Annotated in this window: 27 protein-coding genes and 1 tRNA gene; 6 read left to right on the forward strand and 22 right to left on the reverse strand. The window is 44.2% G+C overall.

The genetic code is table 11. The features are described 5' to 3' along the window. Positions 1 to 96: 96 nt before the first annotated feature. The 3 genes from ACSVDE_RS08965 to ACSVDE_RS08975 all read right to left on the reverse strand — a co-directional run bounded on the left by ACSVDE_RS08965 (position 97) and on the right by ACSVDE_RS08975 (position 1,861). Positions 97 to 699 carry a TetR/AcrR family transcriptional regulator gene (locus ACSVDE_RS08965; protein WP_439300586.1) on the reverse strand — a complete coding sequence of 201 codons (603 nt, stop codon included), beginning with the start codon at positions 697 to 699 and terminating at the stop codon, positions 97 to 99. Next, complete coding sequence (locus tag ACSVDE_RS08970; RefSeq protein ID WP_439300587.1) at positions 674 to 1,591, reverse strand: GNAT family N-acetyltransferase; 918 nt, start codon at positions 1,589 to 1,591, stop codon at positions 674 to 676. Before ACSVDE_RS08970 ends, ACSVDE_RS08965 begins: the two co-directional genes overlap by 26 nt. 93 nt (positions 1,592 to 1,684) lie before the next feature. Further along, complete coding sequence (locus ACSVDE_RS08975; RefSeq protein WP_439300588.1) at positions 1,685 to 1,861, reverse strand: hypothetical protein; 177 nt, start codon at positions 1,859 to 1,861, stop codon at positions 1,685 to 1,687. Positions 1,862 to 2,003: 142 nt separating this feature from the next. Between ACSVDE_RS08975 and ACSVDE_RS08980 the strand changes: the two genes are divergently transcribed. Next, positions 2,004 to 2,204: a YqzH family protein gene (locus ACSVDE_RS08980; RefSeq protein WP_439300589.1), complete on the forward strand. Its 201-nt coding sequence runs from the start codon at positions 2,004 to 2,006 to the stop codon at positions 2,202 to 2,204. A 38-nt stretch (positions 2,205 to 2,242) separates the two neighbouring features. Here ACSVDE_RS08980 and ACSVDE_RS08985 read toward each other — a convergent pair whose 3' ends face one another. From ACSVDE_RS08985 to ACSVDE_RS09000, 4 genes are all read right to left on the reverse strand, one after another. Further along, complete coding sequence (locus tag ACSVDE_RS08985) at positions 2,243 to 3,028, reverse strand: SDR family NAD(P)-dependent oxidoreductase (protein ID WP_439300590.1); 786 nt, start codon at positions 3,026 to 3,028, stop codon at positions 2,243 to 2,245. Beyond that, complete coding sequence (locus ACSVDE_RS08990) at positions 3,015 to 4,001, reverse strand: MBL fold metallo-hydrolase (RefSeq protein WP_439300591.1); 987 nt, start codon at positions 3,999 to 4,001, stop codon at positions 3,015 to 3,017. The genes ACSVDE_RS08985 and ACSVDE_RS08990 overlap by 14 nt, the downstream gene beginning before the upstream one ends. Before the next feature lie 111 nt (positions 4,002 to 4,112). Then, a complete protein-coding gene (plsY, locus tag ACSVDE_RS08995; protein WP_439300592.1) occupies positions 4,113 to 4,709 on the reverse strand; it encodes a glycerol-3-phosphate 1-O-acyltransferase PlsY in 597 nt (198 codons plus the stop codon). Between the two features lie 157 nt (positions 4,710 to 4,866). Beyond that, the gene (locus ACSVDE_RS09000; RefSeq protein WP_439300593.1) at positions 4,867 to 6,489 is read right to left on the reverse strand and encodes a M20/M25/M40 family metallo-hydrolase; all 1,623 of its coding nucleotides are present in this window, start codon (positions 6,487 to 6,489) and stop codon (positions 4,867 to 4,869) included. Between the two features lie 248 nt (positions 6,490 to 6,737). Between ACSVDE_RS09000 and ACSVDE_RS09005 the strand changes: the two genes are divergently transcribed. Next, positions 6,738 to 7,529 (forward strand): glycerophosphodiester phosphodiesterase, encoded by a 792-nt coding sequence (locus ACSVDE_RS09005; protein ID WP_439300594.1) that lies wholly within the window; start codon positions 6,738 to 6,740, stop codon positions 7,527 to 7,529. Between the two features lie 102 nt (positions 7,530 to 7,631). Next, positions 7,632 to 8,648, forward strand: a complete 1,017-nt coding sequence (gene namA / locus ACSVDE_RS09010) for an NADPH dehydrogenase NamA (RefSeq protein WP_439300595.1) — start codon at positions 7,632 to 7,634, stop codon at positions 8,646 to 8,648. Between the two features lie 137 nt (positions 8,649 to 8,785). On the opposite strand, the gene ACSVDE_RS09015 is transcribed toward namA, so the two are convergent. From ACSVDE_RS09015 to ACSVDE_RS09030, 4 genes are read right to left on the reverse strand one after another with little or no spacing between them, the layout of a single operon-like run. After that, a complete protein-coding gene (locus ACSVDE_RS09015; protein ID WP_439300596.1) occupies positions 8,786 to 10,030 on the reverse strand; it encodes a hypothetical protein in 1,245 nt (414 codons plus the stop codon). Further along, positions 10,027 to 11,235 (reverse strand): DUF58 domain-containing protein, encoded by a 1,209-nt coding sequence (locus tag ACSVDE_RS09020; protein ID WP_439300597.1) that lies wholly within the window; start codon positions 11,233 to 11,235, stop codon positions 10,027 to 10,029. Before ACSVDE_RS09020 ends, ACSVDE_RS09015 begins: the two co-directional genes overlap by 4 nt. Continuing rightward, positions 11,232 to 12,182 (reverse strand): AAA family ATPase, encoded by a 951-nt coding sequence (locus ACSVDE_RS09025; protein ID WP_439300598.1) that lies wholly within the window; start codon positions 12,180 to 12,182, stop codon positions 11,232 to 11,234. Before ACSVDE_RS09025 ends, ACSVDE_RS09020 begins: the two co-directional genes overlap by 4 nt. Further along, positions 12,157 to 13,380: a DNA polymerase IV gene (locus tag ACSVDE_RS09030; RefSeq protein WP_439300599.1), complete on the reverse strand. Its 1,224-nt coding sequence runs from the start codon at positions 13,378 to 13,380 to the stop codon at positions 12,157 to 12,159. The genes ACSVDE_RS09025 and ACSVDE_RS09030 overlap by 26 nt, the downstream gene beginning before the upstream one ends. 110 nt (positions 13,381 to 13,490) lie before the next feature. On the opposite strand from ACSVDE_RS09030, the gene ACSVDE_RS09035 reads away from it, so the two are divergent. Further along, a complete protein-coding gene (locus ACSVDE_RS09035; RefSeq protein ID WP_439300600.1) occupies positions 13,491 to 13,715 on the forward strand; it encodes a hypothetical protein in 225 nt (74 codons plus the stop codon). On the opposite strand, the gene ACSVDE_RS09040 is transcribed toward ACSVDE_RS09035, so the two are convergent. From ACSVDE_RS09040 to ACSVDE_RS09060, 5 genes are all read right to left on the reverse strand, one after another. Next, positions 13,712 to 14,215 (reverse strand): MarR family transcriptional regulator, encoded by a 504-nt coding sequence (locus ACSVDE_RS09040; protein WP_439300601.1) that lies wholly within the window; start codon positions 14,213 to 14,215, stop codon positions 13,712 to 13,714. The two genes, ACSVDE_RS09035 and ACSVDE_RS09040, sit on opposite strands and share 4 nt — an antisense overlap. A gap of 253 nt (positions 14,216 to 14,468) precedes the next feature. Continuing rightward, a complete protein-coding gene (locus tag ACSVDE_RS09045; protein WP_439300602.1) occupies positions 14,469 to 15,596 on the reverse strand; it encodes a M20/M25/M40 family metallo-hydrolase in 1,128 nt (375 codons plus the stop codon). Positions 15,597 to 15,620: 24 nt separating this feature from the next. Continuing rightward, the gene (locus ACSVDE_RS09050; protein WP_439300603.1) at positions 15,621 to 17,168 is read right to left on the reverse strand and encodes an acyl-CoA carboxylase subunit beta; all 1,548 of its coding nucleotides are present in this window, start codon (positions 17,166 to 17,168) and stop codon (positions 15,621 to 15,623) included. Positions 17,169 to 17,170: 2 nt separating this feature from the next. After that, positions 17,171 to 18,013, reverse strand: a complete 843-nt coding sequence (mce, locus tag ACSVDE_RS09055) for a methylmalonyl-CoA epimerase (RefSeq protein WP_439300604.1) — start codon at positions 18,011 to 18,013, stop codon at positions 17,171 to 17,173. A gap of 24 nt (positions 18,014 to 18,037) precedes the next feature. Further along, the gene (locus tag ACSVDE_RS09060; protein ID WP_439300605.1) at positions 18,038 to 19,693 is read right to left on the reverse strand and encodes an acyl-CoA mutase large subunit family protein; all 1,656 of its coding nucleotides are present in this window, start codon (positions 19,691 to 19,693) and stop codon (positions 18,038 to 18,040) included. Between the two features lie 170 nt (positions 19,694 to 19,863). Here ACSVDE_RS09060 and prli42 point away from each other — a divergent pair, with 170 nt between their 5' ends. Then, the gene (gene prli42, locus ACSVDE_RS09065; RefSeq protein ID WP_439300606.1) at positions 19,864 to 19,953 is read left to right on the forward strand and encodes a stressosome-associated protein Prli42; all 90 of its coding nucleotides are present in this window, start codon (positions 19,864 to 19,866) and stop codon (positions 19,951 to 19,953) included. A gap of 81 nt (positions 19,954 to 20,034) precedes the next feature. Here prli42 and ACSVDE_RS09070 read toward each other — a convergent pair whose 3' ends face one another. The 6 genes from ACSVDE_RS09070 to ACSVDE_RS09095 form a co-directional block, all read right to left on the reverse strand. Next, positions 20,035 to 20,550: a L,D-transpeptidase gene (locus ACSVDE_RS09070; RefSeq protein WP_439300607.1), complete on the reverse strand. Its 516-nt coding sequence runs from the start codon at positions 20,548 to 20,550 to the stop codon at positions 20,035 to 20,037. A 62-nt stretch (positions 20,551 to 20,612) separates the two neighbouring features. Next, on the reverse strand, positions 20,613 to 21,569 hold the full coding sequence (locus tag ACSVDE_RS09075; RefSeq protein WP_439300608.1) for an aromatic acid exporter family protein: 957 nt from the start codon (positions 21,567 to 21,569) through the stop codon (positions 20,613 to 20,615). Between the two features lie 122 nt (positions 21,570 to 21,691). Then, a tRNA-Arg gene (locus tag ACSVDE_RS09080) sits at positions 21,692 to 21,766 on the reverse strand. A 118-nt stretch (positions 21,767 to 21,884) separates the two neighbouring features. After that, the gene (locus ACSVDE_RS09085; protein WP_439300609.1) at positions 21,885 to 22,319 is read right to left on the reverse strand and encodes a BrxA/BrxB family bacilliredoxin; all 435 of its coding nucleotides are present in this window, start codon (positions 22,317 to 22,319) and stop codon (positions 21,885 to 21,887) included. 548 nt (positions 22,320 to 22,867) lie between these two features. Then, positions 22,868 to 23,830: a metal ABC transporter solute-binding protein, Zn/Mn family gene (locus ACSVDE_RS09090; RefSeq protein WP_439300610.1), complete on the reverse strand. Its 963-nt coding sequence runs from the start codon at positions 23,828 to 23,830 to the stop codon at positions 22,868 to 22,870. 158 nt (positions 23,831 to 23,988) lie between these two features. Continuing rightward, the gene (locus ACSVDE_RS09095) at positions 23,989 to 24,483 is read right to left on the reverse strand and encodes a lactoylglutathione lyase family protein (protein WP_439300611.1); all 495 of its coding nucleotides are present in this window, start codon (positions 24,481 to 24,483) and stop codon (positions 23,989 to 23,991) included. Between the two features lie 121 nt (positions 24,484 to 24,604). Here ACSVDE_RS09095 and ACSVDE_RS09100 point away from each other — a divergent pair, with 121 nt between their 5' ends. Further along, complete coding sequence (locus ACSVDE_RS09100; protein WP_439300612.1) at positions 24,605 to 24,949, forward strand: winged helix-turn-helix transcriptional regulator; 345 nt, start codon at positions 24,605 to 24,607, stop codon at positions 24,947 to 24,949. Positions 24,950 to 24,976: the final 27 nt, after the last annotated feature.

A 24,976-nucleotide genomic window follows, 5' to 3' on the forward strand; every position in this document is an offset into this window, starting at 1 on the left:
CCAAATGATTGAACAATTTCTACTTCCATTTTCTACAAAACAACCAATCTTTCATACTGTCTCAAGGATGTTCTTACTCTCCGTCTCAGGTCTGATTTATGGAAGCAGGTATCGGAGTACCATTTGTTGGTACAACTGCAGCATGGATTTGTGCGATTCTTCACTCTTATGGAACAGCAAGTGGAGGACGATCCCATCCAGCAACGACCAGAATAATCTTGAAAACTCGGAAACTTGGATATCTTCCCTGAACTCACCGGTTTCGACTCCCTCTTCTATGATCTCCTCCAAGAATCGGGTGAATCGTTCCGCTCGTTCATCGAAAAGCTTTTGATGGTCCCCTTTTGAAATGTAGATCCAAAATTCAAATTGAACAGCGATCTGATTGAAATCCTCATCCTTCACTTTTCCAGACAAAAAGTATTGGAACAGATGATTGACTTTCTTGGTAGCTCCATCCAAACGATTGAGTTGATCTTTGATCTCAAAATATTTCTCCGTACGCTTTTCATTCAACAGGTGGAAGATTTCTTCTTTGCTTTTAAAATAAATATAGATCGAGCCTTTACTCGTTCCGGACGCTTTTGCAATATCGTCCACAGTCGTCTCGTTATACCCTTTCTCTGCAAAGCATTGGGCGGCTGCATCTAGGATCGCTTGACGCTTCTCTTCCTTATATTTCTCCGATACTCGTGGCATTGCTCAGCGACGACTTCCTTTCTTTCATGGGTTTCTCCATACACACTTGTTCGATCATCGTCGAAAACCCGAAGCGCTTGATGGCTTCGTATTGTTCTTTCTTTTCGCTCGAAAGATTGATGACGAGGCGCTTGCAATCAAGCTCTGGTTGAAGCACTTCTTTCAAGATCGCGTTCATCAACGTGTCTGGTGCCTCTACATCCTTTTTCATGCCGAATTGATGGAGGACGATCGTGGAAACCGTGCCGTGTTCATCGTACAACGTCCGATATAAGGCATAACCGATTTCTCCACTTGCATCAGATACAATGAGTGCACGCCCATTATGGACGCTTTGCCATTGCGTCTGCCATGGACCATTCACATCGTAAAAAGGAAAATGTCGGACCATTTCAGGAGCTGTTCGTTCGAACTGCCAACCTTCTTGAATAGTACTTCGCGTTTCTTCAATAACACCTTGTTGTTGTAAAAACTCAACATGGTCATGGATTTCGTAACCGAGTGATTCATATAACCGAATCGCAGCTTCGTTGTCCCTGATCGCTTCCAAAGTTGCGAAGTCTGCTCGTTTTTCTTCATAAATCCGGAAGACTTCCTCCATCATTTTTTTGCCGACACCTGATCTTCTGAATTCCGGAGCGACACCTGTGCCCCCGTTATAGCCGATCATTTTCCCATCGATTTCCCGAAAGCCGTTCAATACAACTCCAGCTGGTACACCGTCTACAAATGCGATGATTGAATCATCAGCGGAAAAGCCTTCGTGAACCATCCGTTGCAAGAAACGGTCCATCGTCATCGTCATATCGGTGAAATACCCTTTGAATCCGTGGTTCCAGGCGTCTAACACATCGGTCAATCTGCAATTGGACATCCGTTCCAACACGATCATTTCTTTTTTCCTCCTCATATAAAACTGACTGGTTAGTTTTTTATAAGTACATCATAATCCAATTCATGTTTCAATTCAAGAAAATAATGGTAATTAATCCATAACCTCATACGATGAGATGTGCGAAGGATTGATGTATAACGAAGGGTGTATTTCGATGAGTTCATCTCGGACCGATTCATCCTCGGTCATCACGATCGATTGAAAGTCGTTCTTTTCCATTTGCAACACATACTCTTTACCGCTGTTCATCACAACTTTAATTCTCACCTTTCATTCCCCCTTTGATCTTGTATATGTATATTCGAAGTCTACTGAATTTTTTCCTTCTTGATTCCTCGGTCATACACGGTCATATTGACGACAAATTCCGAGTCCACTACCGTATTATGGAGAAAGGTTGTGCGTTCAAGTGGAAGAAAAGTTCATAAGGAAAATGATCGATCGATGTTTGATCGATTATTTCGGAGAGCTGTCCTTATCCCCTTTTGGAGAAGAGGATTACAGCGTACTGATTGACGAAATCAAGGATGAGCTCAGAAATCAGGAAGATGAAGCGACCTATGTCATCGTCCACGACAAAGTGTATATGTATTTGGCGACAGAAACGTGAACAAAAAAACCTGAGGGGAATCCCACTCAGGTTGTTCGTCATTTCTGGCTGAAGGCTTTTTTGCCGAGTTTTTCAACAAGGGCTGGAGCGAGCTGATAGAGCTTACTTCCTGCTTCCATCCACCCCGGGAGGTTCAGTTCACGGACCGGTTTGTCAATCGTCTTCACAATTTTCTGTGCCACTTCCTTTGGATCCAGCAGCCATTTCTCAATGTTCTTCTCATATTGACCGCTCTTATCAGCGACTTTGAAGAAGTTCGTCTGAATCGGACCGGGATTCACGGTGGTCACGTAGATTCCGTAGTCTTTCACTTCCATCCTCAAGCTGTTCGTAAACCCGAGTACCGCATGCTTCGTGGCGGCATAGACACTGCCTTTCACCGTTGCGAGTTTCGCTGCCTGTGATGCGATGTTGATGATATGGCCTTCCCTCCGCTCCATCATTTCTGGGAGGACCGCTTTCGTACAAGCCATCAACCCGACGACATTCGTATCGAACATCCCTTTCACATCCTCCATTTTTGCATCCAGGAAGTAATCAAAAATACCGTACCCCGCGTTATTGATCAATACATGGATCGGACCGATTTCTTTCTCGACCCGGTTAAAAACGTCCTCTACTTCATCGAGGTTTTGCACATCCAATTTGTAACGGTACGCTTGCACTTGAAAATCGTGTTGGATTTCATTTTGAAGGTGTTCGAGTTTGGCTACAGATCGAGCCATCAAGACTGGTGTCCAACCTTTTGCAGCGACAAGTCTTGCCATGTCTGCACCGATTCCGCTCGATGCTCCGGTTATTACGATGATTTTATCGGCACTCATTTCTTACGACCTCTTTCGCTTGGAAGTACAGCACGCCATCTTTCTCATCGATCTTAAGCCGGTTTTGGCTTTCGAGTAGATCCAGATGCCCCAATGTTTCCGACATCGTCAAACCAAGTTCCTTCAAGAAGATCGTCGGGAACAGTTTCTGACAGATTTCAAATCCGGTCATCGGTCGTTCCGTGATCATCTTCAAAATATCATCCGCACGTTCCTCCTGCTTCAACAAACGCAGATGGACAAGCTCTTTCGGGTGCTCAACCGGCTTCCCATGACCGGCATACACTTTTTTGACATCATGATGGATGACTTTTTGAAGGGATTCACGGTATTGAAGCAGCGTTTTCGGTCGCTCCTTCACACCCACCGGGGGCGGCTCTACCAATGCGTTGGATGATATGTGCTTGATGAGATGATCTCCCCCAATCATGACACCATCGATTTTACGGATCAGAGATAAATGACCTTGCGCATGCCCCGGTGTTTCAATGACATACCATCCAGGTAGCCCTTCAATCGAATCCCCTTCCTTCACGACGACATCTATATTAATGTTACAAGAATATTGAAGGTATCCTCGGACTGTTTCCATCGCTTTTTTGTGGAATTTTTCGATGCCCATTTCCCGATAGACGGTCAAATAAAAGTCATCATGGTGATCAAAAAAGTCAGGGTCCTGCCTTAACCAAGGCAAATTGTAAGCTAGACTGATGAATCTGACATCATTTCTTTTCAAATAATCGGCAAGTCCAACGTGATCAGGATGGTGATGGGTTAAAACGACCTGCTCGATGTCATCGACCTTGAACCCAAGTGATTGCAGTTGTTGTTGGAAAGATGCCCATGCTTCATCTGTCTTTGCACCGGCATCGACTAGAGTCAATTTCTCACTCTCTATCAAATAGAGATTCACATCGCCGACTGCGAATGGTGTAGGTAATGTTATACAGTGTATCTGTTCATTTATATTCAAGTTAACAACGCCTCCGTTGTGTTAGAAGTTCCAACGACTATGTAAAAAAATGAATGGGTGCTCATTCATATTATAGCGTAGATTAAAACAATCCCAAAGAAGGAGCAGGGATTACATTTCTCTATTCACGTCCTTATGGTGAATTGTCGGTTCAACTCGGTTCCAATAATTCCGTATGTTCGATCGGTGTAGATAGATAAGAAAAATGGTGAAGAAGATAAAAAACACACCCGTTCTCCACTCGTTCATTTGCAAGCATAGGATGGTCAATGTGATGCCGATGGAAATGGACCCGAGAAATACGTAACGAGTCAGAAAGATGACGAGAAAGAAAACACCATATGCGATGAGACTCCAAATAGGATTCCAGACGAGTAGTACACCTGCTGTCGGAGCGATCGCTTTTCCACCCTTGAACCCGTAATAAATAGGAAAGCAATGCCCGATAACGGCCATCATCCCGATTGTTAGAGGTGAAACATCCACGTTAAAAAGCATAGGCAATGAAGCAGCAAACAGTCCTTTTGAAACATCCCCAACAGCCACCAGGATTGCGGTCTTTTTACCAAATGTGCGGAAAGTATTGGTTGCCCCTGCATTTCCACTTCCTTGCGTTCGAACATCAACACCATGCCATCGTTTACCGATCCAAATTGAAAAACTGAACGAACCGATCAAGTAGCTGACTATGAGTAAAATCCAAGCCATCCCCTATCGCCCCTTTACATCCCCTTTTTCAACTGTGCATTTTCTATTTTGTCATTATTTTCATTATATACGACTTAAGTGCTTCCCTCTATACCGATCATGTAACAAGAAAAAACACAGGCGATTTCTAATGTGAAAGCACCTGTGTTCTTATAAGTCATTTATTTTTCAATAGCTTGGAAATCGCGACGGGCAGCATGTCGTGAAATACGCCAAAGGAATAATCGATGTTCAATCGTTCCGTCCATTTATGGGCATCCCGACCTTGAGGTCCGAGATTCATGACAGGAATCTTCAACTGTTGCAGTTCATCCAACGGGAAACGGTATCCGTTTTGGAAAAGGGGCATGTTCCGAAACAACGGCTTCAACCCTTCGACTGATTGAGAAAGGCTTGTAAAGCTCAAGTCTGAGAGCCCCGCAAAGTAATTTTGCTCTTTCAAAACGACATTATGCTTCGTTTCCGCATACTCGATCATCTCACGGACAACCTGCTTGATGAATGGATTTTTCCGGGATGAAACTGCAGGATAGAATGGCGGACTGTAAAACAAGACGATCATCGGCCCTTCATCCTTACAAAGCGACGCAAGGTCATAAACGAGACGGGTGGAAAGATCGCGGTCACCGAGTACCTTGTAGTTGGCCGCAATGTATGCCTGACGCCGGACGATTTCTGCTTCACCGTATTGTTGGATCGCTTTTTCCAATAAATCCTGATAGGTAAAAACGGATATGTGATGTTCCAATGGTTCAAACGATTCCCATTGGGTGAATGTCATCGCATGATTGTAGAGATGCCTTTCAATTCGTTTCGCCACCTTTGAGGCAAGTGACAACAAATCTTTATTGATCTCAGACACCGACCGATCCATGACCATCAAATTGTACATCGTGACCGCAACGTGTGGGATCTGCACAGAATACTCTTCCTTCAAATCTTTCTGCATCAAATTGGTCGGAGGTGGCGTCACTTCACCGTCAATCGACTCACAAAAATCGGTATTCAGCTCAAGCTCCTTGGTGAGCTCGGAAACCATGTAATTGGCATTGATGCCTGAGAATGGCTCACCGACATGCGTTTCCATACCATAGCACAAGAATCCAGGCAACAATTTTCCAATTGAACCGGTATAGACGTACTGATTCGTGTCACCTGGATAACGCGTGAAGACCGGCTCTGAGTTCAAACACGCTTTATATTCAAGATCGTGCAATTGAGACATCTCCAGAAGGACTTCCACCGCTTCCATCATCCCGGTGGAATTGGCTTCTTCATCCGGGACGGTAAGAAGTAGCAAATTGCCATCAAATTCACCTTGAGTGGCTTTTTCAATCATGGACATTTGAAGCGTAAGTCCCGCTTTCATATCCATCGAGCCTCTCCCGAACAGCCATTCCGATTCCTTCAAGTCCTCTTGGACGAGGTCAGGTAATTCATCTATATTCGCAAGAAACTCCTGCGTCAATTCTTTCGGGCGGAATGCGAGGTTCTTCCATTCCCCGTAGTCTTCCACATCCACAACATCGAAGTGGCTGATCAAAACGACCGTTTCCTTCTTATTGCCGTTCCGGACAAACGCTGTGACGAACTTACGGCCATCACTTGTCGGGTGGATTTGCAAATCCTCAGGATGCTCCTGGAAATAATCCAAGTCGTTCAACTGCATATGGATGAATTCACTGATTGCAAGCTCCGCTTCAGATCCCGTAATACTCGGAAACTCAATCAGGTGACATAGCAATTCTTTCAGACTCTCTTTATCCTGCCACTTCTTCATAGATGCCTCACTCCTATATTAAAAATATGTCGAAATTTGTATGTGTAATAGTAAGATTTCGGCGGATGACGTCGAATTCCTTTCTATAGTAAAAAAACTTTCGGATGAAGAAGAGTGACCATTTCGGGCTGGATCTACGCACTGGAGGTTCACTTGTGTATACTATATAAATAATGCTAAATTACTGATTAGAGAATACATTTTTCCAGAAAAAAATGGGACATCACACCATTCAAGGAGAGATTGGTTTGACCTATATTTTCGCACACCGTGGTGCGAGTAAGTACGCACCTGAAAATTCTATGGCTGCTTTTCGAAAGGCATATGAACTGAAAGCGGACGGCATCGAACTTGACGTCCAGCTGACGAAAGATAAAGTACCTGTCATCATCCATGATGAATCGCTGAAACGTACGACTGGCGTCAAAGGATTCGTCGGTGAGTATACATTTGAGGAATTGAGATGTCTGGATGCCGGCAAATGGTTTTCGAAAAAATTCAAAGGTGAGAGAATTCCTTCCCTTGAAGAGTTCCTCATCTGGATGAAACCGACTAACCTTTTACTGAACATCGAATTCAAAAACAATATCCTACCATATTACGGTATGGAAAAAATCGTGTATGATCTCGTGAAGATGCATGGTCTTCAGGACCGACTCATCTATTCCTCATTTAATCATTACAGTCTGAAGGAAATGAAAAATCTGGACCCTTCAGTGGATGTTGCGCCACTCTATTCCAATGGATTGTACGAACCATGGAAGTATGTGCAGCAGCTGCCTGCCTACAGTGCCCATCCAAGTTGGCGGACGTTGAACCAAACGATCTTGAACGGTTTTAAAAATGCTGGCATCAAAGTCCGTCCTTATACGATCAACGATCCGAAGAGAATGAAATGGTTGTTCGAAAATGAAGTGGAAGCGATCGTCACTGACATCCCGGATGTTGCACGGGCTGTAAAAGCTGGAACACATTCCACGAAAGGTAAGAAAGTCATAAATGCACTGCAAAAAATCAATTTGAAAAGCTGGCGATCATGATCGTCAGCTTTTTTTACTTGTTTAAAGGATGAGCATATAAGAGATGTTCCCGCATGTCCTTGTGATAAACTTAACGAAACATAGATAATAGGAGTGGAGTGCATGAGCAGAAAGCTATTTGAACCGTTCGCTATTAAAGATGTCACATTGAAAAATAGGATCGTCATGTCACCGATGTGCATGTATTCTTGTGAAGCAGAGGATGGACAGGTGACGAATTGGCATAAGACGCATTATACGAGCCGTGCAGTCGGACAGGTCGGCTTGATTGTATTGGAAGCGACAGCCGTCCATACGCAAGGTCGGATTTCGATGCAAGACCTTGGCATTTGGGATGACAGTCATGTTGATGGACTGCGAACATTGACCGAAATGATACACGAACAGGATGCGAAAGTCGGTATCCAGCTCGCACATGCTGGACGGAAGGCGATTGTAGAAGGACCGATCTATTCCTCCTCCCCTTTACCGTTCAATGATGATATGGAAGTACCGAATGAAATGACAATCGAACAAATCGAAGAAACGGTTGAAGACTTCCGCTTGGCTGCGAGAAGAAGTAAGGAAGCTGGCATTGATGTCATTGAACTGCATGGTGCGCATGGATATTTGATCAATCAATTCTTATCTCCGTTGATCAATCAACGGACTGACCGTTATGGGGGATCCAAGGAAAAGCGATTCAATTTCCTGAAAGAAATCATTGAAGCTGTGAATACAGTATGGGATGGACCACTCTTCGTTCGGATTTCAGCGAATGACTATAATAACGAAGGATATTCCGTTCAGGATTATGTGGAATACGCACAGTGGATGAAGGAGCTAGGAGTCGATCTGATCGACTGCAGTTCTGGAGGTGTCGTACCTGCTAAGATCAAGCCTTATCCGGGTTATCAAGTCCAATATGCCGAAGCGTTAAAAAAGGAAGCGGGAATTGCCACAGGTGCGGTTGGAATGATCACCTCCCCTCTTCATGCAGAAGCGATTTTGCAGAATGACCGGGCTGATTTAATTTTCCTCGCAAGAGAATTGTTGCGAGATCCTTATTGGCCACGAAGAGCCGCGATTGAACTGAAGACCGAAATCGAATCACCGAGACAGTACGAGCGAGGTTGGTAGAGTGGTTTAAGCGCCATTCATTACCGTTGTGAGGGTATTTTCCTTTTCATAGGGATGAATAGCCTCTATTCGTTACCATCATGAAGGATTTTTTTCTTTATAGGGATGAATAGCCATATCATATGAAAAAGATCGACTCAGTTATCGAGTCGATCTTTCCTTTTTTGCTCTTTCTTTCTCATTTTGTGTTGTGCTTTCGCCCATTTCAGCAGTTCGTCAATGGAATGGACGTAACGTCCTTCTTCTTCAGCTGTAACATTTTGCTCTCCATATCGGACTCTCTGATATATACGGTTAATCTCAACGGAAAGCTCATCTGGAGCTTCCACTCGATCAAGCCATTCCAGTACCGCTTCACTAGACCTTCTTCCAGAATCATACGAAGACATTTTCTTTTCAAGTCGGAATAGCTGTTTTCTGATCTTATTGTCAGGTGCTTTTACTTTTCCACCAAAGTAATTCTTCGGTACGTCTTCCTCAAAAATAACGCTTTTTTCATGCATCCCATCAAATGCAAACCGGTCCAACTTCATCATTCTTCTCTTGTACAACTTGATTCCAAACCAGATCAATCCTGCAATGATCAGTATGACAAGCATATACGTGAACCATTCGTTTTGATTGTTGTCATTAATCAGTTTCTTCAATTCCTCATTCTGCTCTAAGCTCGTTTCATTATCTTCCGCAGCTTCTTGATCAATTTCTCTTTCGTTCAACAATCTCTCAAAAGCACCGAAAACGAAGCTTAAAGGATAATAGAAGATGACCGCAAAGGCTGCAGCGAAACCTTTCAATATGAACATAGCTGCTGATTTGATGAAAGGATAGAATGCAGCTATCAGAGCAGTCCCACCAATGATCAGTAACGCAAACCTCGATATCCAATTGTTCACGACTGTATTCGGGTTACTCTGAATATAACGATTGATCCGTGTGAGCGTGAACAGGATCGTCTGCAAGAATAGCAACCCTAACACGATTGGAACCGCTGCATTATTCGCATACAAGAAAAGGAACAAAAGACCGGACACGATTGAAAACAGCAGCATGATTGCTTCTTGCCCCAGGTCTTCATCAAAATAATGACTCGTGAAACGCCATCCCACAAAAGCGGTCGTGACAATTAAAATGAACATATCGATCTGAAGCAACCAGCCTATTCCGATAATGACCGGCAACGCAAGCAAAATCTTACCGACAGTCGCAGAGATCCTCGGCAACAAGAGCTCGAACAGAAGCCCGGCAATTACCATCAACGCGAAAACTTGTAAATATTGATTTTCTTTGTAAGGAGCAAATGCCCATACGGACATGATCAGGAGGAATGTCATATCCACCGAATAGTGAAGCCATCTGGAAAGGAATCGATTTGAAATCTTCATGATGTCGCCCTCCTTGTTTCCATTCTTTCAAGGCTGGCAGACTCTCCATCTAACTGCACATGGAATACATCCATCCCTTTCTTTTTCCACCGATCGTAATAAAAGTCATCTGACGATCGATCGCCTAGAACGATGACAGAAGTTGAATCGGACTCCCAGCTGTCGTACATGCTTAATAGCCTGTGCATCGGCACCCGTACACTGTTGATATTCATCCGGGAAAGAAGCTCCAACGCTCTCATCAAATGCGGTTTTCCTTCTCCTTTTTCCAGGTGAAGATAGGGCACTCTCCCTTTCGTCCGGATATTCACATACATATCAAACGGAATGTTATGTTGGGTGGCATACTGGCACAAATATGCTGCATGACTGATCTGTTTCTCTGAAACTTCCAATTCTCCATATTCAGAAATGAGTGCACTGCTTACATTGATGTTCAATAGGATCGTCCACGATTGAGACAGTGTCTTTTCATAGATTTTCGTTTGAAGCTCATTCATTCGGGCTGACGCTTTCCAATGAATCCGTTGGAACGAATCGCCTGGCTCATATTCTCTCGTTCCGATCACAAGACTCTGATCCTCATATAATGACAATGGCACGGCCCTGTCACCCTGTTTCAGCTGGTCCAGTTTATGAATTCCCTTCACAGGCACAGGTGTCGGATAGACGATGAACTCTGTCCGGACAAGTCGATCGTTCAACAACTGATATTGTTCAAGATTCAAAGGATCGCTGATATGCAGTTCGAAGCTAGAAATCTTCGCAACGCCGCGTTTCAATGCCACGACTGGAATTTGGACAGTCTTCGTCTCTTTCGGTTGGAAGACAAGTGGCAAAGTAAATATGTTATAGCCTTTTCGTTCATCCCTCGGTTTGAATTCTCCTAGACTCACTTCTTTATTCATCGAAAATACGAGGTTGCTCTGGAGTACCGGTAATCGACTCCGGTTGGTCATCGTCAGATGCCACACTTCCTCATCGTCCGGAAACATCCGATACACCTGTTTCTTATTCAAAAACTGTATTTTATCGGTGATCGTTTTCAAATATTTTGTTGATAGAAAAAGACTTAATGTAATCAGCACACCCACCATGAACAAAAAACGGGATTTACTATAGAAGGATACGATCATGGTAATGATGGAAAACAAATACAAAAACTTTTGTGTTTTCCCTGTGTGGATCATTATCCGCCAGTTCATTCTCTTACCGCTCCAGCTTCGACTGGTACCTCGACTTCTTCAAGAATGGTTTCGATCACCTGAATAGAGGTCTTCCTCAATTCACCGTCCAATGATAATACGATTCTGTGTGCAAGGACAGCCGTTGCAAGCTTTTTAACATCACCAGGGATGACATACTCCCGGTCCTGAAGCCATGCATAAGCTTGTAAGGCACGCATGAAGGCGAGGGTTCCCCTTGGACTCACACCGACCTCGATGTACTTGGAGTTCCGAGTTTCGTTGATGATGTTCAGGATATACTGCTCGATATCTGTACTGACGTGAACCTGTTTGATCATGGTTTGCATCTGGATGATGTCATCCGTCGTAAACACAGGCTTGAGGAGTTCAATCGGTTCCTGCTCGCGGTACGCCTGCATGATCATCTGTTCTTCTCTCAAAGTCGGATAACCGACTTTGATTTTAAGTAAAAACCGGTCCAATTGAGCTTCAGGCAATGGGAACGTCCCTTGTGATTCAATCGGATTTTGCGTCGCCAATACAATGAAAGGTACAGGTAAAAGTTCAGTGTATCCATCGATGGTCACCTGTCGCTCTTCCATCACTTCCAAAAGGCTTGATTGGGTCCTTGGAGTCGCTCGGTTGATTTCATCAGCCAGTAAAACGTTCGCCATGACAGGACCGTATCGCATTTCGAACTCTCTCGTTTTTGGATTCAAGTATTGAATGCCTGTCACATCGGACGGTAGCACATCTGGCGTAAATTGTACCCGTCGGAATGATCCGTCAATCGACTTTGCCAGGCTTTTCGCAAGCATCGTCTTCCCGGTACCTGGAACATCTTCCATCAACACGTGTCCTTTTGCGAGCAACGCGACCATCAACAGTTCGACGCTCTCCTCTTTCCCAATCAAAACTTTTCCAATCCCCTGCTTCAAATCATTCAGCTTCGTTCTCATTTCCATTTTGTTGATCCCCCTTTTTCTCTACACCTCTTCTTATTGAATGATCTCCATATTTTTTATGGAGATTGTTCATCGTGTCATACAGCTTTTCATCTTTACTATGATCTTTATATGTAAACAAATCCAGTTGCTGAGTGGCATGACTTCTCTCTATGATCTGTGTTCCCGTTATGCCTAACAACCGGACAGGTTCTTCATTCCAATTTTGACGGAATAGAAGCATCGCAATGTCAAAAATCTCTTCTTTCTTGAAAACCGGATTTAACATCGTATGGCTTCTCGTAATCGTTTTCAGATCGGCATACCGGATCGTCAATTGGATCGAATTGGTCATTACATTTTTTCTTTTTAATCGTTGTTGAAGGGATTCTGAAAGCTCTCTCAAGACTTGGGAGGCTTGATCGATACGGAGCAGATCTTGAGGTAAGGTTGTGGAAGTTCCAACAGACTTGAACTCACCGGAGGCTTCAGGATCAACAGGACGATCGTCGATTCCATTGGAGCGTTCCCATAGTTTTTGACCATTCTTTCCAAGCTGGAGCTTTACATCGTACGACTCTTTTTTCGCAAGGTCCCCGATCGTATAGACATCGATTTCATGAAATTTCTTCATCGTTTTCTTCCCGACACCATGCATTTCCTCTATCGGTAAAGGCCAAAGTTTATCTGCCAATTCCCTTTTACGAAGAATCGTTATTCCGAGTGGTTTTTTCATATCTGAAGCCATCTTCGCAAGAAACTTGTTCGGTGCAATCCCGATACTGCATGGCAGATGTTGTTCCTCTTGGAGCCGTTGTTGAATTTCTTTCGCTATTTGGACGGGTGAAAGATCACCTTGAAGATCGGTGACGTCCATGTACCCTTCATCAATGGAAATCGGTTCCACTAATTCCGTATATTCGAATAGCAAATCAAACATCTTTTCCGAGGCCGCTCGATACTTTTCAAATGAGGGTGCCATGACGATCAAGTCCGGGCAATTCTTCTTCGCCTGCCAAACCGGCATGGTCGTTTTGACACCTTGTGCCCTCGCCTCGTAACTGCTCGTTACAACGATTCCGCGTCTTTCCTCCACATTCCCAGCAATGGCAAGGGGTTTCCCTCTTAGCTCTGGGTTCAGTGCACTCTCGACTGAGGCGTAAAAACTGTTCATATCGATATGAAAGATTATTCTTGCTGTATTTTCTTTTTTCAACATGAACCCTTTCACCTCGAACAAAATCGTCAAAATTATTATAGTAAGAATATTTTGAAAATTCTATATACTTATGCTAAAATGGGACTATAATAGGAGGGAGGAATGTCCTTATGTACAATCGCATTCGACATTATTCTCGTACCCCTTACCCTAAACTGAGATTTAAGGTTTTGGCAGCAGTAGAACATGTGAAAGCAGAACAACATCGCTCCCCCACTATCAATGAGCTTTCCCTTGTAACAGGCGCTTCTGTAGAATGGATCCTTGAATCCATGGAATTCAACGTGGCGTCCAATCAAAGAATCTCTGGCATAAGAGAATGCACATTACATTAGCTCCCGTCTTTTAAAGACTTTGAAGTCCTTTCCGTCCAATCGATGAACTCGGAACCATGAAAGTATTGATTCAGTTCTTTATGGAAATCCATCATTTGTTTCATGAATTCCATATTATCCTCAGATTCTTTACTATAGTCTTCTAGATAGTCGTACAACTTATACGAGAAATCATAGGACTCTTGAATTTTCTGTTCCCCTAATTCAGTTAAAGTCGCATAGGACACACGGCGGTCTGCCGCTTTTTTCATCAAGGTGATGAGACCTTTTTGCTTGAGACGTGTAATGACCTGCATAACCGTAGACACATCCCACAATCCGATGGATGCAATTTTCGTGATGGTTGCTTCTTTTTCGAGATGGACAATCCACAGCACGTGTTGCTCAGCTTGGGTCAATCCAATGCTTCTAGCTGATTTCTGCCATTCTTCTTCCAATACTTTATAAGTCCCTCTCAAATAATTCATGATGATATGCAAGTTGGACATATTGACTTTCACTACCAGCGCCTCGCTTTCTCTAGTCTATTAATAGGCATTAAAAGGTAGTTTAATATTAACATATTTTGTAAACTTCGACACCCTTCAATGCTTATTTTACAAAATTCGTTTCAGGGTGCTTAAATACGACTAGCTCTATGGAAGGAGTTTTCCACTTTCGCTAATAAGGTAAAATGAGAGGTTGACCTGGAGCTGGAAGGACTTTCAACACGAAAACAGTCCCATTTCTCCAAATCAACCTTCGTCATCATACTTATTGATTTCCTACTTCGCGAATGATGTTGACGACCAATTCGGAAGTCTTGACCAGTTCTTCAATCGGCATGCGCTCATTCTTTGTGTGGATCTCTTCATATCCGACTGCTAGATTGACCGTCGGAATTCCGAAGCCTGCGATGATGTTTGCGTCACTTCCTCCACCGCTTTGTTGCAATTCCGGTTTACGTCCAAGTTTCTCGACCGCTTGTTTCGCCACTACAACGACATGATCTCCATGGTCATATTTGAAGCCTGGATACATGACGTTCACATCGACATGTGCTTTTCCGCCCATTTTTTCTGCTGTTTCCTCAAAAGCATCCTTCATTTTCTTCACTTGTGCTTCCATTTTTTCAGGAATCAATGAACGAGCTTCCGCAAGGATTTCCACATGATCGATGACGATGTTCGTATTCGTACCTGCACCGCCTTCAAAACGTCCGATGTTCGCGGTCGTTTCTTCGTCAATGCGTCCTAACGGCATTTTCGCGATCGCTTTTGCAGCAATTGTAATGGCAGAAACACCTTTTTCCGGAGCCACACCTGCGTGTGCGGTTTTCCCTTCGATGACAGCTTTCACTTTCGCTTGCGTAGGAGCAGCGACGATGATGTTCCCGACTTTACCATCTGAATCGAGCGCGAATCCAAATTTCGCATCCACAAGGGAAGGATCCAATTCTTTTGCACCGACAAGTCCTGATTCTTCACCTACTGTGATGACGAATTGAATTTGTCCGTGCTGGATGTCTTGCTCCTTCAGGACTTTGAGGGCTTCAAGCATTGCAGCAAGCCCTGCTTTGTCATCTGCGCCAAGAATGGTTGTCCCATCTGTTTTGATGTAGCCATCTTCTATGGAAGGTTTCACGCCTTTGCCAGGTACAACTGTATCCATGTGAGAAGTGAAGTAGATCGAGTCTGCAGATCCGTTGGAAGCAGGTAATGTACAAACGAGATTCCCTGCACCATGGCCTGTTCTCTCTTTGGAATCGTCTTCTACGACTTCAAGGCCCAAGTCTGAAAACTTCTTCTTCAACACTTTCGAAATTTCTTCTTCATATTTTGTTTCTGAGTCGATCTGCACGAGCTCTAGAAACTCTTCAACAAGTCTGTCTTGATTGATCATATCATCAAGTCTCCTTTCAGTTCTTTACAACGGTATATTGCCGTGTTTCTTATATGGACGATGCACTTTCTTGTTCCTGAGCATATGTAAGGATTGGGTCAGTTTGATCCGCGTCTCCCTTGGATCGATGACATCATCGACCATTCCCCTTGCCGCAGCAACATAAGGGTTCGCGAATTTCTCCCGGTACTCTTCAATCTTTTCTTTTCTCGTCTGCTCAGGGTCTTCACTATTATTGATCTCTTTTGCAAAAATGATGTTCGCTGCACCTTCAGGACCCATAACGGCGATTTCAGCATTCGGCCATGCAAACACAAGATCCGCTCCGATGGATTTACTGTTCAATGCGACATAAGCACCGCCATATGCTTTTCGAGTGATGACGGTAATTTTCGGTACAGTCGCTTCGGAGTATGCGTAAAGGATTTTCGCCCCATGTCTAATAATACCGCCATGTTCCTGCTTAATGCCAGGGAAAAAGCCTGTCACATCTTCAAAGGTGATCAACGGAATATTGAAACTGTCACAGAAACGGATGAAACGCGCTACTTTATCGGAAGAATCGATGTCCAGTCCGCCTGCCATCACTTTCGGTTGATTACAGATCAGACCCACGGATTCCCCGTTGATTCTACCAAACCCAACGACGATATTTTTTGCAAAATCCTTATGGACTTCCATAAACGATCCGTCATCGACCACTTCTACAATAACATTTCTGACGTCATATGGGCGAATCGATTCAAATGGAACGATATCAGCAAGGTTGTCGCGATAATCCGATTCATCATCCACTTGCTTCGGTTCCGGTTTCTCTTCACTGTTCTGTGGCAAGTAATCGAGTAACCTTCTCACATTCGCCAACACTTCTTCTTCTGTAGGTGCTGTAAAGTGGGCATTGCCACTCTTCGAACTGTGAACTTTCGCTCCACCTAAGTCTTCTGCACTGATCTTCTCACCCGTAACGGTTTCAATGACTTTCGGTCCGGTAATGAACATCTGACTCGTCTGTTCGACCATGAAAACGAAATCAGTGATTGCAGGTGAATAAACCGCTCCACCCGCACACGGTCCAAGGATGACCGAAATCTGTGGGATGACACCGGAATAGACGGAGTTGCGATAGAAGATTTGACCGTATCCATCCAAGGATACGACTCCTTCCTGGATACGCGCGCCTCCGGAATCATTCAATCCGATGAATGGTGCGCCGTTCTCAGCAGCGAGATCCATCACCTTCGCGATTTTTTGTGCATGCATCTCTCCGAGTGCGCCTCCGAACACGGTGAAATCTTGTGCAAACAGATAGACGGAACGACCGTGGACCGTACCATACCCGGTCACGACCCCTTCACCAGGCGCACGGTTTTTGTCCATACCGAAATCGTTCGTTCGATGTTCAATGAACGGATTGATTTCGACAAAGCTTCCTTCATCCAACAACAGATCGATCCGCTCGCGTGCCGTCAGTTTCCCTTTTTCATGCTGTTTATCGATTCGTTCGTCTCCGCCACCCATTTCGACTTCGCGGCGCCGGTCATACAGTTCATTGATTTTATCGTAGATGTCCATGATTACAAACGCTCCTTCGATTCTTTCTCACACAATTCATAAAGTACACCATTTGCTGATTTAGGATGCATGAATGCGATGGATGCTCCTCCTGCGCCAGGCTTAGGTGCATCGTGGATCATTTGGATGCCTTTCTTTTTCAATTCTGCAATCCTGCCTTCAATATCTTTCACACCTAAGGCGACATGGTGAATCCCTGGTCCGCGCTTATCAATGAATCCTTGAATCGAGCTTTCTTTGGATGTCGGCTCCAACAATTCCAATTTCACATTGCCAGCCTCGATGAACGCGACTTTCACATTTTCCGACTCTACTTCTTCAACGCCTTGCAGCTTTAGTTGCAGTGTGTCCAAATAAAAAGGAAGCGAGTCATCAAGTGATTGGACAGCAATTCCGATGTGATCAATCTTCTCCACAAGTTCCATGTCACTCTTCACTTCAATCCCATCCCGCTGGTACACAGCCTGCTCGATGAACTTCGCTGTATCAATTGAGAGCGTGCCTGGTGTGAAGATCTTCTTGATACCTTGTTCTTCTAAGAACGGAATGTCTTCCCACGGAATGACGCCACCGCCGACAACGATGATGTCCTCTGCGCCTTGTGCTTTCAAACCTTTTATGACATCTGGAAAAAGTTCATTATGCGCACCGGACAAGCAAGACAATCCGATTGCGTCGACATCCTCTTGGATGGCGGATGCGACGATCTGTTCCGGTGTTTGTCTTAGCCCTGTATAGATGACTTCCATCCCATAGTCCCGCAAGGCTTGAGAAATGATCAACGCTCCACGGTCATGTCCGTCCAATCCTGGCTTCGCAATCAACACTCTTATTTTCTTTTCCATCTGATTTCCCTCCGTCTCCGCTGTTTAAATTCCTGTGAATTCCCCGAACTCTTCACGTAAAACGCCACAAATCTCACCGATTGTACAATACGATCTTACACATTCCACAATATGAGGCATCAAGTTGTCTGAACCTTGGGCTGCCCGGCGAAGTGCTTCTAACTGAGCGCTCGCTCGTTCTTGATCCCTGTTCTCCCGGATATCTGCCAACTTTTTCACCTGGTTCGCCGCAAGTTCCGGATCGAGTCGATGCAGTTCAGGCTTCGGTTCATCATCCAATTGGTAAGCATTCATTCCGACGACGATCTGATCGCCCTTTTCGATCGCTTTCTGTGTTTCGTAAGCCGTATGATGGATTTCACGCTGCATGTAACCTTGTTCAACCGCAGACACAGCTCCACCTAGCTCTTCTATTTTATCCAGATAGCTGTTTGCTTCATTTTCCAACTCACTGGTCAACGACTCGACATAGTAGGAGCCTGCAAGTGGATCGACTGTATCTGCTACTCCGCTCTCATTTGCCAGGATTTGCTGCGTACGTAATGCGATTCGAGCTGAATCCTCTGTCGGAAGAGCAAGTGCCTCATCGCGGGAATTCGTGTGAAGACTCTGCGTTCCGCCAAGTACAGCCGATAACGCTTGCACCGTAACACGTACGATGTTGTTATCAGGTTGTTGCGCCGTTAATGTAGAACCACCTGTTTGGGTATGGAAACGGAGCTGCCAGCTTTTCGGATTCTTCGCATTGTACTCTTCTTTCATGATCTTCGCCCACATTCTTCTCGCCGCTCTGAACTTGGCCACTTCTTCAAAAAATTCATTATGCGCATTGAAGAAGAATGCGAGGCGTGGTGCAAATTTATCGATATCGAGACCAGCCGATAATGCCGCCTCGACGTATGCTTTTCCATTGGCAATTGTAAAAGCAAGCTCTTGCGCTGCCGTTGCTCCCGCTTCACGGATGTGATAACCGGAAATACTGATTGTATTCCACTTAGGCACATTGTCCGAGCAATACGCGAAAATGTCTGTAATGAGACGCATTGATGGTTTAGGCGGGAAGATATAAGTCCCCCGTGCAATATATTCTTTCAAAATGTCATTTTGGATCGTTCCTGAGATTTTCTCAGGTGAGACCCCTTGCTTTTCTGCAACGACGATATACATCGCTAGCAGCACTGCCGCCGGTGCATTGATCGTCATTGATGTACTTACTTTATCCAATGGAATGCCTTTCAATAAAGCTTCCATGTCTTCTAAGGAATCAATGGCTACGCCGACTTTTCCGACTTCCCCTCTCGACATCGCATGATCGGAGTCATACCCGATTTGAGTCGGGAGATCAAACGCGACGGACAGTCCCGTTTGTCCTTGCTCAAGCAAATAGTGGAACCGTTTGTTCGTTTCAACCGCAGAACCGAATCCTGCATATTGGCGCATCGTCCAATGCCGTGCACGATACATCGTCGGCTGAATCCCTCTTGTATATGGATATTGTCCAGGCAGTCCGAGCTGCTCCATATAGTCAGATTCCAGTTGCTCAGGTAAGTATAATCGTTCAACCGGTATGTTGGAGGAAGTTTTGAACTCCTCTTTCCGCTCCGGGAATCTTTCCATCAACTTTTTCGTCGTTTCTTGCCACTCTTTGTATAATTGATTGAAGTCTTTCTCCTGTTCCATTCTAGAAGCCTCCTTTTTCCATAACGTAAACCAGATATACCACCTACATCACTTCTCTATGTAAGCGGTTAACTCCTGCAAATCGTCGAAAAAACTCGAACTAGTCTTTCACTTGTCCGGTTTCACGAATCTATGTACAATAAGAAGGAGAGTTTTAGGAGGTAGATTCCATGCGAAACAAATTGATGAAAGTGATGATCTACATCATGATCGTAACGATGGTCGTCTCACTCTTGGCGAATGTTGCACTGATGTTCTAGATACTAGAAAAGGCGGGGAAATGTGATTACCGTAGCTGTGACTTCGGTATCCTTTTCCCGCCTTTTTTCATGACGAATCGGTTATTCGATTAAATGGCGTTCTTTTGCGAGTTCTTCAAAGGATGTGTCATGATCGACGATTAACACTTTCGTACCTAAAGGAACGTGATCGAAGAGCCATTGGATATCGTTCTCGTAAAATCTCACACAACCTGCAGTGATGAATTTCCCGATGACTTCTGGGTTGTTCGTGCCGTGAAGTCCGTATATGCGACCGTCCGTCCCTTCAGCGTCAAAGCCGATCCATCTTGACCCAAGCGGGTTTTCCGGATCTCCGCCAGGGATGTCTTTTTTACGATAATAAGGATCCTTCGCTTTGACGACGATCGTGAATTCCCCCTCGGGTGTGAGCCCATTGAATCTCCCTGTGGCGACTTGCCCTTCCCTTTCAATTTTCCCATCATCAATATAGGCATACGTATTATCGGCTTTATTGACGATCACATAAGGATCACCCGGAAGTGGATTGAGTCCGAGTGGCCAGATCGGAGACGCCACGAATAAAAAAGAAGCTAGAAACAGTGTGAATGATGCCATAACGCCATAACCTCCTGAAATAGTCGCTTTCAGGTTATTTTGCGTTGAATGGCTCATGATTATCACACGTCTCTAGCTTTAAAATACCTTTTCAGGATCAGATATTGTTCCATTTCGGTCAGGAAGTAATGGAGCGCTGAACGCGTCTCAAATTCCGATCGGTCTTTTGGTAGGTCCATCTCTCGGAATGCTTCCCTCATCCCTTCTAATTCATCCAGATAAATTTGTGCTGTATTCCCAGGATGGATCGCATCTGCGATATCATCCAGAAAGTCAGCGATACGGAAGTTCTGAACGTAGGTGTGGTCTATAGCAGTGATGATTGGCATGACCCTTCCGAGGATTTCGTACTGCTTTTCCCTCATTTTAAAATAATTGTAATATTGGTCTTCATGTCGGGTGAGATGGTTCTCGACGTTCCGGAACGCAAGACTCTTCGCCTTTTGGATGATTTCATCCGCTTCGACGATCTCTTTTCCATCCCAATCGCTTTTGCCTTCTCTTAAGAATGAGGCGATCTCTTTAAGGATTATCTCGAATTTCGACTCAAGCTCTCCCTGGTATTTCTTCAACTGTTTTTCCATGCTCGGCATGTACAAGTTCATGACTAACGCCATACCGATTCCGATGACGATGATGCCCAGTTCATTCCATACGATTGCCCATGTAAAATCTTGAATGACCAGGAAGTGTAGGATGATGACCGAGCTTGTGATGACGCCTTCCTTCAATTTGAGTGCGACCATCGTTGGTATGAAAACGAGCAACAGAAGCCCAAGGACCAACGGATGATACGAAATCCCTTCAAAGAAGATGAAAGCGAAAAGAATCCCGACCAGACAGGCGGCAAAACGCTCCCAGGAACTGACGATCGATTTCTTTTTCGTTACCTTGATGCAAAGGATGGCAAGGATTCCTGCTGATATGTAAAATTCCAGATTGAAAGCTTGTGCGATGAGAATCGCTATGGGAGCTGCGATTGCAGTCTTGATGGTCCGATACCCAATTTGAAATTTCATGGGTTACCCCTTCCTCCTGAACGAAAATCTTTCATTAATCATCGTGCCCAAAAATCCGATAAAGGTCAAACAAAAACAAAAAAACTCCGCTTTCGCTAAGCAGAGTTTGAATAGTCAATGAATGGCGCGCCCACCAGGATTCGAACCCAGAATACGAGAGCCGAAATCTCGTGTGATATCCATTTCACTATGGACGCAAATTGTTATGTGGTGACAGAAATTAATTTTATCGGAAGTCGATAGGATTGTCAACAGTGTTTTTAATGGAAAAAAGAACGTCATCCCTTGGGTGGGCTGACGTTCTGAATTGATCGATTAGCAATGTTCTTTGAAGGCTGCCTGAAGCTTTTCGACAACCTCGATCGGCTCTGAACCTTCGATTTCATGACGTTCAATCATCGTCAACAACTTGCCGTCTTTTAGTAGTGCGAATGACGGTGATGAAGGCGGGTAGCCTGTAAAGTAAGATCTTGCTTTTTCCGTCGCTTCTTTATCTTGTCCAGCGAAAACTGTTACCGTATGCTCTGGTTTCACTTCGCTCTTGTGCAGTGCATAATTGGCTGCTGGTCGTGCGATTCCACCTGCACATCCACAAACCGAGTTCACGAGTACGAGCGTCGTTCCTTCTTTCGTTAGAGCTGTATCGACTTCATCTGGAGTCGTCAGCTCCTGGAAACCTGCCTCTTTCGCTTCGTTACGGGCCGTTACGACGACATCATTCATGAAGAAGTTGAAATTCATATTACTCATAATCCAACACACCCTTTCCATATCCCTCTTAATCCTATTTTATTCTGAATCAGGGTTGGAGCGCAAATTTGTGGATTCAATATGACGACTCATACTTATGTATGAGTCCTCCTTTTTGGATCTTTGGTTTTTCGGGTACTCATAGAGATCTATTCATCCCTATAAAATGAAAAAACCATCAATGATGGTTTTGAATAGGGTCTATTCGTCCCTAAGAAGGGCAAAAACCGCTGATGATGGGAATGAATAAGGGCTATTCATCCCTATGAACGCAGAAATCAGTCTTGGTGGTAATGAATACGAGGGATTGGGCTTAGATCCTTCCCTGAAAACAACAGAACAGCTAGTTTGAGGGCAGGATAACCGCTCTACCCGCAGGAAATCCCCCTAAAACCCGATTTTCGTGCATGATATCACCTAGATCTGCGCAAAAAAAGAAAGCAAGCACGAGGCTCACTTTGAAAGGGGGTTAGGGGGTATAGAGGTGTTGTATTGGTTATATACCCCGCTGTCAAATTTTAAAACTAATTTCCAGGATTTTTTTGTAATTAATTTAGTGCTTTTTTCAGTGTCTGGACATTTTCTCTCATAATGCTCATATAATCTTCTCCAGCATCTAGCTGTTCTTCAGTCAGTGACTCCAAATTGCTCAAATAGAGCACTTCTGCATCCACTTCTTTACGGATCATTTCAGCGACATCCGAAGTGAAGTTTTTCTCGAAGATGATATAGCGGACATCATGTTCTCGGGCATAATCGATGATTTTTTGTGCTTCTTTCTGAGTTGGTTCGTGCGACGGGGACAAGCCGGAAATGGAAATCTGCTTCAAGCCGTACCGCTCTTCCCACTTCCCATAGGCACTATGGGCGACGATGAATTCTTTTCGTTCCGCTTCCTCTGCTACTTTTTCAAACTGTCCGTCCAGCTCTTGCAGATCCTTTTTCAAAGTGCCGAAATTCGCTTCGATTTCATCTTTCAACTCAGGGCGTAGCTCGATGATTTCATGCTTAATCGTATCAGCCATCTGAATCGCTTGAACGGGATCAAGCCAGAAGTGTGGATCTTCACCCTCATGAGCATGTTCATCATGTTCGCCTTCATGCTCACCTTCATCATGATCACTATGGTCCTCATGGGCATCCTCGCCCTCTTCACCAGCATGAATATTTTCCGATGCTTTCACGAATACGACATCCTGTTCATCCAGGGAGTTTTTCGCTTTATCAATAAAACCTTCGAACCCTGCGCCGTTATAGATCAACATATCCGATTCAGCAATTTTAATCAGTTCTTTCGTTGTCGGCTCATACGTATGTCCATCCGCACCTGGCGGAATGATCGATTGAACGTCTACGTGCTCCCCACCGATCCGCTCAGCAAAATATTGCAACGGATAGATGGACGTATAAATTTTCAATTGAGATCCTTGTTCTTTTTCCGCGTCTGAGCCATCAGGACTGCATCCGGCAATCAACATCGAGAACAAGAGTATGATCGTGAATAATCTCAATGGTACTTCCCCTTTCGTCTCTTTCCAATTACTATTTAAAATAAAAGCATTCTCTATTATATCGTAACCATTCCGATTTTCAAGCGTTAGACAAGCTATTTCTTTTTCCAATGTAAAAAAAACAGGATGACCATGCAGTCACCCTGTCTTTCCTATTCTTAATATGCACCTTGTGAATACGTCAATTCGTAGCTGTGTGTGTAAATCTCGAAAATGTTACCGAATGGATCTTCCACGTAAACCATCTTATAAGGCTTTTCACCTGGATAGTATTCGCGAATCGGCATCCGTTGCTTTCCGCCGTATTCTTTGATTTTCTCCACAATTCCTTCGATATCAGGATCCTGGATACAGAAGTGGAACAACCCAGTTTTCCAATATTCGAAGTTGTTTTCAGGATTTTCGTTGTGTGGAAACTCGAATAGCTCAACGCCAATCTTGTCTCCAGTCGCTAAATGGGCAATACGGAACTTCTCCCAATCATTCCCGAATACGTCGCGGCACATTTGTCCAATTGGCGTATCATCGTTCAGAACCTCGGATGGTTCCATAATGACATACCAACCAAAGACTTCTTTATAAAATTTGACTGCCTCTTCAAGGTTCGGTACAGACAATCCGATATGTGAAAATGTTCTTGGATATGGGTACATTTCAATTCCCTCCTAGTTATCTTTTGACATTGATTATTATAAATCAGTAAGATTCGTTTATGTAAGAATGCACTTTTTTGTGAGAAACTAACCTTAAGGTAAGTAAGGAGTGGAATAATACATGAAAAATTCTGTTCAAGTCGATGATCAAGGGAAACTGAAATGTGCAATCGAATATACATTGAACAAAATCGGCGGCAAGTGGAAAACGGTCATCTTATGGCACCTTGGAGTCGAAGGAACCTATCGTTATAACGAATTGAGACGGCTACTTCCCGGTGTGACACATAAAGTTTTGACAGAACAGTTGAAGGAATTGGAGCAGGATGGACTGATCACTCGAAAGCAATATGATGAGATTCCACCAAGAGTCGAATACTCCATGACGGATAAAGGAATGACCCTCATGCCCATACTCCATGAAATGCATCGCTGGGGAACCGATAACGGCGAAGACTTCTGTTGATGAGGAATAATGTAATGATAGATGAAC

Source organism: Pseudalkalibacillus sp. Hm43 (genome assembly GCF_051842935.1).
Classification (GTDB): domain Bacteria; phylum Bacillota; class Bacilli; order Bacillales; family Fictibacillaceae; genus Pseudalkalibacillus.